Annotated in this window: 2 protein-coding genes and 1 pseudogene; 1 reads left to right on the top strand and 2 read right to left on the bottom strand. The window is 57.9% G+C overall.

The window, feature by feature from the left end:
- Nucleotides 1-83 precede the first annotated feature (83 nt).
- Nucleotides 84-617 (top strand): annotated as a pseudogene (locus ACFQPB_RS21390) (Y-family DNA polymerase); the annotation flags it as partial.
- A 594-nt stretch (nt 618-1,211) separates the two neighbouring features.
- Here the strand turns inward: ACFQPB_RS21390 and ACFQPB_RS21385 are convergent.
- Together ACFQPB_RS21385 and ACFQPB_RS21380 are read right to left on the bottom strand one after the other, a co-directional pair.
- A complete protein-coding gene (locus ACFQPB_RS21385; RefSeq protein WP_382227823.1) occupies nt 1,212-2,873 on the bottom strand; it encodes an AAA family ATPase in 1,662 nt (553 codons plus the stop codon).
- A gap of 1 nt (nt 2,874) precedes the next feature.
- Nucleotides 2,875-9,180 carry a DEAD/DEAH box helicase gene (locus ACFQPB_RS21380; protein WP_382227820.1) on the bottom strand — a complete coding sequence of 2,102 codons (6,306 nt, stop codon included), beginning with the start codon at nt 9,178-9,180 and terminating at the stop codon, nt 2,875-2,877.
- Between the last annotated feature and the right edge of the window lie 7 nt (nt 9,181-9,187).

The raw sequence follows: 9,187 nt of genomic DNA, 5'->3' as shown, positions 1-9,187 counted from the left end.
ACATTTCCATGGTGATCACCCTCTTTGCCCCCTGCCCAAAATTTGGGCAGAGCGAGTAAAACACCTGGGTCAGTTTTGAGTCGGCACAAACCCCTAAAGTGGGTCAGTTTTCGGTCGGCGTCAACACGCCATGGTTCCAAATCCGGCACCTGGAAAAGACCGAGGGCCTGGTCGCCTTGTCAGCCAATTTCACCCTCTACGGCGACATGAGCGATCGGATGATGACCCTCGCGGCAGGACTCGGCCCCACCCAGGAGATCTACAGCATCGACGAGTCGTTCATCGGGCTGCACGGGGTGCGGGGAGACCTGACTAGGCGAGCACACATCATCCGTGACCGCATCCTGCGCTGGACAGGTATCCCCTGCGGGATCGGGATCGCACCGACCAAGACGCTGGCCAAGCTGGCCAACTTCATCGCCAAGACGGCCGAACGCAAGCCGGGAAGCTACCCGGAGCACCTGGCCCGGGTGTGCAACCTGGCGACGCTGAGCCAAGGTGAGCTGGAGGCCATTCTGGGCGGCACCGATGTGGGTGAGGTCTGGGGCGTGGGACCACGCATTGCCACCCAGCTGCGCGAAAGCGGCATAAAGACGGTGCTTGACCTGGCGCGCATCAAACGCTCGCGGTTGTCGGCTTACCGCTGCATGTGCGGATGACTCTTTGCGCGTTTTAGGGCGTTTGGATTGCTCCGCTCACCAAATGACGCACGCCATGCAACTCCGCCCCCTCACCAAATATGAGAGCAAGATCGGCCAGTAACTGCCCGTGCGTCCCACTTTTCAAGTCTTGCAAAGCGGATGCTCGAACCAACGTCACCTCAGGCTCGGTTGCACCCGCTCTTGTCAAGAAAGCCCACTCTTCTCCTTGTAACCAAATTGCTACATACGGAACGACTGATGTCGCCACAGAGGAATAACGGTCTCTTGCATACGAAGACTTCCCGAGGCATGCAGCCCTAGCGCCCTTATCCGGGGAAAACAAGGCTGATCGAACGGTATTAAAGCGAAAATTTGCACCCCCACGATGCCTTCGCCATTTGGGTGTTCCAGTCTTCTCGTTCATTTGGTGAATGCCAAATTCGACGACACCTGTTTTATCAAGCTGTTGTAATGCGGTGGTCCAAGACATCTGTACTTCCATAGCAGTTAATGCAGCCTTAAATTGACTCAATGCCAGCTGAGCTAATCTACCCAAACTATAGCGGCAGTCTATGACTTGATCCGCTCGGAAAACCACCGTGCAGCTTCGTCCGATGCTGTGACCATCACAAAGCGACCCGTTGCTCGAGTACAGGCCACGTAAAGATCCTCGATGGCAAATGCATCGGTGCGATTTGGCATGTCGGCGTGTACGAGCACCACGTTTCGAGCTTCTAATCCTTTGAATGACTTGACGGTAGAAAAAACGACATGGCCAGACTTTCCTAGGTCAGCCAAGTCTTCTGTGAGCTCGAGTCCGTAGGCTTTCCTGGAGAGGTTCATGCAGCTATTTTCGAGCCGATAGGGAGATAGAACGACAGCCCCTCCTTCGGGCGCTAGATCATGCGCGGCGTCCCAGGCTGCTGCAGCCATAAGCGCTGGCGTCGTTTTCTGTACCTTCGGCATTGCCCCCACCGGTGCGCCAGGCATTGAGTCGACCTTCAGACTACAACATTCGTTGGTCGCAGAGTTGACGAGCTGCGTGTTGCGACAGTTGTGATACAGGCGGAAAGTGACCTCCGCACCGAGAAGCTCTTGCTTCGATGCTTGGTAAACGTTCTGGCCCCAGTCGGCGAACAGCAACCACTGTCCCGAATCAGCCAATAGCTCTAGCAGTGCAAGTAATCGGAGTTCCCCAAAGTCTTGTCCCTCGTCTACGACGATAGCTTCATACTTCTCCGCTTGAGGAAGCTCCGATGCGACGTCCTGAACAAGCGACGGCAGCTCTTCCATAAAAAAGTGATCGTCGAACGTACCGTTCGGGTGGTCGGCAACCTTAGTGAAGAGACGATCTACCGAAGTGATGAAGTCTGCAAGTCCAGGGTTCATTCGCTGCAGGTACTCCGCAAGCGCCTTGTTGAAACACACGTACAGCGCACGGCGGCCTTCCTCGATCAGGGCTTCGAGCTTCCACATCGCCAGCAATGTCTTCCCTGAACCAGCAGGCCCGACGATCGCTACCCGAGGCAGTTCGAAAGCTCCCCTTAAAGCGGCGAACTGCTGGCGAGTCAACTCGTCGATTACTACACCATCTTCGCGGCTGTCTAGTGGCGTATCCCGCCACGCCACACGAAATGTGCTGTTCGTGAATATCTGGGCGACTCTAGTAGCTACGTCAGTGGTGAAGTCTTGCCGCGATGATCGATGCATTCGAGATTCGAGGGCCTCCCTGATGCGGCGCGCGAGCTTGGGAATGTCTGGCTTTGCGATGATCGTGCTCGGATCGTAGAGCGTCGATGGCCCTTCCACAACACCGTTTGGATACGCCACGAGAAACGCATATGCGCCTGGAAAGGACTGTCGAGGAAGGTGATCGCATGCAAGGCGCGCGAGTGAATGCATGTTCCGACACGCCTGCTCCGGTGGTGGCTCGTCGATGGGAATCTCGCGGAGGATCTCGCGGGTGCGCAGGTGTTCCTCGCGTCGAAACCATGTACCGTCCTCCCCGACGCGAACCGCACGCGATCCCTTCACTTCGAGAATTGCCATTCCTAGCCCTGGCACGAGGATGACAAAGTCGCATTGGCCATCCTTGACCACGCCGCCATCACTCTTCAGCGCCCACCCAATGTTGCATACAACGATCCAATCTTGCGGAAGTTGTGCGGCGAGCTGACGCCGAATCTCCCGCTCCCAGCGATCTGCACTGTTCGTCCCAAGGATTTTTGGCATTTCAGGTATTGATGTCAGTACGGCGGGCAATCAACGTCAGAATCGGGTAGTCTTGCCGCATCAAGTGACCCGTGGTCCCTACCTTCTTGATGCGATAGCCTGCGCCTGGATGGTTTGTGATTGTTACCCTGCAAAGCTCACCAGCGACACTGGCCAGCCAGGAGCCAGGTGAGGACGACCAGCCATCGCTGTCGGCCACCCGTACCCAGCGCCAGGGAGGTTGCGTGATTGAATCACCGACGCTAAGCGCCATGACGTCCTGCATCCACTGGTCGGGGTCGGCAACGGTCAGCGTCGGCGCGGCGCCACCCAGATCTCTGACGGGAAAGAATTGCTGATTCCCCCGCACCCAAGCCATTCGGTGCGAAAGGTTAAACGAATCGACCATCCGAATACTTGATGCGTTGTTTGCGATGGCGAGTTCGCGAATCGCAGAGCCTATTGTGTGCTCGTCAAGGATCGCTGGAGACCAAAGAGGATGACTGACCAAAAACAGCGTAGTGTCGTTTGACATGCCGCTGTCGCCCCCCATCCAGCCGTGCACTCCCGAGCCACCTGTCAGGTGTGAGGAGCTTCCGCGTTCGTACGCAATGCAATATGTCTGCGCGAGTTGCGCCGCATGCGCGTCCCAGCTCGACTGCCCCACGCTCCAAGTCTCGACGAGCGCATCGCGACCAGGTACGAAAGACGAATCGCGCATCACGTGCAGCAGCTCGACCCCGAGGCGCCAGTCAATAAGACCGTGGAGTTGTCTGTTTCGGAATCCACGCAGCAGCACGTCGGGGGAACGCCAAACCTGCCCAGTCGTTGAGCTTCGTTTGCACTCCGTCCTAATCATGCGGCCCAACGTCGCGAGTGGGCCTGTGGCTTCGACGCAGCCTTGGAGGAGTTCTGTCCAATAACGCGACGCCCAGTCCACCAACCCGGCGCCGTTTGGATGTTCGTCTGCCAGATATAACTCGGCCCCGCGAGCATTTATGTCGTCATCCAGTTTGTGTACCGATGCGATTTCGATATCGAGAGAGTCCACATCTAGTTCGAGAGCAATCGCACGTTGAAGGATTGTCGCGGCCGAGTACCAGGCCGCCTTACGAGAAGCAAGGACGCGTTTCGAATCGAAGAACTCTAGGCCGGAACCATCGGTTAGACGTATGCTCAGGATATCCGTAGTCTTGGGCGATGAAAGGCTCGCTCGGATTTGCGGGGAGTCGTCGTCCGACTTCCACAACTGCCCTTCTAGCTGTTGGAACCCCCTTGGGGTCCTCGCGGAAGTCACCTTGCTGAATCCGAATGGTTGACCGCCAGGTGCCTGCGCCAACCGATAGACCTTTCCCTGTCGAGACAGTGCGATTGACGCCCGACCCATGACTGTCTGATTTGCAGCACCTAGACTCGGCGAGGCGACGAAGGATCGAGGCCCGCCGCCTCGCGATGCCTCCGACGGCTTGATTGGCTTCTCGATGTCGAAATCGGTGATGAATCCAGATGGAGTAACCGCAAGAAACAAATCTGCATTCGCTAGCTTGCAATGCGAGCACTGCCTCTTCTGCGGACTTCGGACCCAGGACTCCTCCCACCCAGGGATATCGTCTATAGGACGGAAGGTCGTGGGATCAGCGAACTGCACGTCGAGATTTCGACACTCGGGACAGAAGGTCTGCCAGGTGGCGCCGCCAATCGGCCTGCCCTTCGATTTCCACTTATCGCCATACTCATGGCGGATGGGGCCGGCTAGCCCAATCGGCTCCAGTTGGCGTTTGTCCCAGATGCGCTCGGACCCAGGCGCGAACTCGGTGATGGCTTGGTCAAGCGTCCTATCCAGCGACTTCGGCTCGCGACCGTGCACGGGCTTCAACGGCAGAGCGAAATAGAGATTCCGCACGGTGGTCGGCATGCCGTACATCGGCAGGACTCCAGCCTCTGCAAGGGCCGTCGCTAGACCACGCGTTGGATCTGTTTCCTTTGACACCACCTGATCGATGCGAGCAGGAAGGGTGAGTGCCTGTTGCGCGAGAGAGGCAGGCGCGATTCCTGTGCCACGGGCCACGACGCTTGCAATCGCATCGACCTGCTGGACCTCTTTCTGGAACCATGTTGCCACAGCGAGCCTTCGGTCGTTGTCATAGTCCTCGACAAGCCCCATTTCTCCGTGAGTGTCCACTGGTGTACCGGAGTTGCACCAAGTGCAACCGGCAAAACGAAACGCTCGCCGCAAGGACTCCTTGGCCATTAGGCGCTCGGCCAGAATTCGTTGTTCATCGGTGACCGATACAGTGGGCTGAGGTGGAACGCCACCGGTCATCTCTTCAGGATGATCAAAATGGATCCGGTCATGGGTCTGACCACGGCAATAGGTCAACACAACCGAAAACGCTTGCCCCTTCCGACCGGCTCGGCCCGCGCGCTGCTGGTAGTTGAAGCGCTCGGGAGGCATGTTCGCTTGGAAGACAGACTGCAACGCACCGATGTCAACTCCAACCTCCATGGTCGTCGTAACGGATAGCAGGTCGATGGAATCGACTTGCTCAATAACAGGTCGATCCACAACGTAGTCGATGTGCTCGCCATCGAAGAAAATGTCGCGAAAATGACGCTGGCGCTGTGCTTGGTCATTGGTTTGCCCAGTTAGCTCCTCGGCGTGGATGCGGAACCCTGAATCCATCCTCGCTGCCAAGCTAGCGTAGTAGTGAGCAGATTCAATCTCGGCGGCGGAAGTGAGCCCGTTGGGATTGTCATTGAGCCGGGCGTTGCAGCGCGTGCAAATCCCGCCCGAGCGCTGCCAATTTATTTGACCGCAAGTAATACACAGCCAAGGGCGAGCATCGCGCGCAACCACTTTTGCCCAAAGCTCGGATATCTTGATGTAGCCCCAAGCGTCGCGGGTGCCGTGGCCTTCCTCGACGAGGGTATCGCGCACTGAGGCCCTGAGCTGGTCGACACCAACCGAGTGTTCGCGTGCGCAAGCGGTCAGATAGCGAAATGTTCGCTTTTTCTTGGCTCCTTCCGACGCGTGGCCGGAGGGATGTTTCTCCGTCCATGGCGTGAATGGCGAATCACCTTGATGGGGATCGGTGAGTCTCTCCTCCGCGAGGATCCGGATCACTCCTTCACAGACTCCTCGGAAAGCAGCCGCGTCAAGTCCGCCGCGTCCCTCTAACGACAACGACGGAGACATGCAGAGGTACCCCACGCCTTGCGCCTCGAGGTCGTATAGAAGCTTGCCGGATAGTGCTCGCCACGACTCCCTGCGCAGGCGGCGCCCAAAGTCTTCAAGCCTGTCGGCCTTTTCGCGTGGAAAGTTCGTAGCCGCAAGCCGTGGAGGTTGGCTTCCTCCACCGAAATTAAGCAGGCAGGTCCAATCGTTATCGTCCCCTACTCGCCGCGTCTCGATCCCCGGCCCTGCAGGATTCACACCAAGTCCCGCAAGGTACTCCCATACTGGAGGCAACACAAGCCTTTGCGGGTTTGGGTTATGTAGAAAGTCATCTAGTCGCACGTAGCCAGGACTAAAGTGATGGACGCGTAAGACATGAGCCTTTGCTTCATCCGTGGCAAAGTCCGGGTCATTGACTACCGATTTGGCTTCGCTCCAGAACGCCTTGAGTTCTTGCAATTCGGTCGCGCCCAGAACGGCCTGCTGTGTGAGCAACAACTGCTTGCCGGCCTCGACGTCGCCAGCCTGAATCGCCGCCAGTAGCAGCTTCTTCAGCGGAGCGATTCCGCCCGTTGCACGCTGCTTTAATTGCTCCAGCACGGCGACGCGCAGCAAATGTCGCCATTGCTCAGCTTCGACGCCATTGGCCAAAGTGGCAGCGGACTGCCGGCTGTCGGAAAACGCGACCAACTTGCGACCAGGCCCGCTTGGCATCAAGCCCATCAAGTGCTTCGTCAAGAGGAGCGAGGTCTGGTTCAAGCCAGTGGCGAATGATCGAATTGGTGCAGACCGTCCACCTAGACGCTCTGTGTAGTCGATGTGGCACGACGGACAGCGCTGGGGCATGGCTGGCAGCGTAATCGCCTTCTCCGGAGGGGCGTCAAGCTCGAACCAGAGGCATCGAATCGAGCCGTCGTGATGGCTGCCGCCAATCTCCACGGTACCCGTAGCTGGATAGATTGAGGCTTCCACCCAACGCGCCGGTGCATCGTCCTTGGCTCGACGCGTTCTCTCGTCCCGGGCTTCTGTATGGTGCTTCCAGCTATAAAGGTCTGGGTCATCGATCCCGTTCCAGTCCGGCGGAACAAGATGAACAACGCCAAGGCTCGAGTATGGCTGTGCATCGGTTCGCGTTGACGCCCCGGATTCGGGAAGCCCCTCGATCGCCGGAGGCACTGGCGCTAGCTCGTAGCGCTGCTGCCGTCCTGGCACTGGCGCATGAGTCTTGTATCCAGCCAACAACTGCGTGCCACAACATTCACAGTAGAGCACTTCCAGGACGCGCATGCCATCCACAGCCATGACCGATTCGGCCATAAGTCGACCCGTTCGCCGGCGACTGTCGTAGGCCTGGGTTCCAACGGTAGCCCATAGGCCGTCGATGTTCTTAACCATCCAGTGGAACCGAATCCTCGGAAGCGGAAACGATGGTTGGATGACCGTTTGGGCAAGAGACGAAGCTGCCGCAGCGGAAGCGAACAAGCCGCGAGCAGCAGAGATCTGTTCCTCCAGTGGGAGCTTTGGGAAGAGTCGCGCAAGCAGCTCGGGAAGCGCGGTCGCCCGGTGTCTTCCCGGCGATCCAGGCTCCCAGAAGCCTGCTACTAGTCGTTCCGCCGGGGTAATCGCTTGCGTAGAGACAGCAAATTCTCGAGCCAAAGATTCAACAAGAGCGGCGTTGTCAGGTGCCAGCCCCAGTTCCCTGCATCGCCAGGCAAAGTCCGCTGGCATTTCTGGCGAAACTGCGGGTTGGTTGTGCAGACTCAACCCTGCCTCGATGTGAAAGAGCCCGCGTGCGTCCGCTTGATCAAAGCCAAACAGCCCACCGAGGAATTCGTAGGTGGAATCCGCGGTCGCATCCAGTGACGCGCTGGACGCAAGGATTTGAAGTTGGCGATTCCGAGGCTCCAGCCCAAGGCGGTCCATGAGCAACCTTAGGAGATAGCCAACTTCGGTGCCCGCCGCGCCGCGATACAGGTGTAATTCGTCAACGACGAGCTGAAACACGTGGTTTTCAGGATCCTCCTCGAGCCATTTACGCGTAGCGGCGAAGATGTCTGAATCCGAGCGGTCGCCCTTGAATTGCGCATCGCTGTGCCGCATTAACATGATCGATAGCATGCTAACGTTGGTGATCAGCAAGTCCGGAGGGGATGCTTGCATCTCCCAACGATGGAACATCTCCGCTGCGTCCAAGGTCATACGTGGGACGAAGCGCACCTGCTCCTCGAGATCTCCGACCTTTTTCTGGTGCAGTGGTAGGTCAATGGAGTTCTCCGCCGCCGCCGCGTCCCGTGCAGTACGCGCAGAGTCAAGCGCAGCGGTGAGGTCTCGGTGTTGCTTGATGGCATCCTTGATGGCGGCCTTTAGCTCCGACTCTTTGCTTGAGTTAAGCACCGGTTGTCCGTTGGCGTTGAACTTAAATGGGTGACCCGACACGGGAGTCGAGCCGTTGTAGCGGCCAAACCGGATGCGATTCGAGCCCCAGTGCTTGTCCAGAGCATCTAGAGCCTCATCTGAGTCGAGCGCCTTACGCAGACGTGACATCTGGTCTTCGACCAGAGCATTCATTGGATAGAGGAGCAACGCACGAACAGCAGGGCGTCGGGCCTCATTGCGCGAAGTGGCTCGGTCGACGTCCCACTTAGGTGGTGTAGCTGGTGTCCACGGGAACGCGGACTTTGCGGGTGGGCTTGCAGCCTTCCAACCGGCTGGTTGTCGAAGTGCCTCCTTGGCGATAGACGCTATGACCGGTAGAAGGAATGATTCGGTCTTTCCCGAACCTGTTCCGGTCACAACGACGCAGTGCTTCCGCTCCAGCGCCGCACGAAGCATCTTTTGCTGGTGCACGTACAAAATCGCGCCGGGAGGCATGAGCCCCGATCCTGCGAGAGCGACAAAGCCTCGCCGCGCCTCTTCGGACAGCCCTGGAAGGTCAGCTACATTGAGCGCGGTGAGCTGTTTTCCGGTGCTGTACTGAGGTAGCAGCTCGAGATACGGATCCTGGAAGAAAACTCCAGGAGTATCGAGTAACCTGGCTCGTTCGTGTTCAAACGACGGCGAGTTCGTACCGAAGGCAGACTTGACGTATCGCTTCAACTGATCCTGAAGTTCGTCCCAGGAACCAATGGGATCGTTTCCTATCGTTTGGCTCATGTTGATT

Source organism: Hydrogenophaga atypica, from assembly GCF_042665215.1.
Taxonomy (GTDB): Bacteria; Pseudomonadota; Gammaproteobacteria; order Burkholderiales; family Burkholderiaceae_C; genus Hydrogenophaga; species Hydrogenophaga defluvii_A.
The sequence above is the reverse complement of the archived record's forward strand: the minus strand, read 5'-3'. Positions and strand labels throughout refer to the sequence as shown.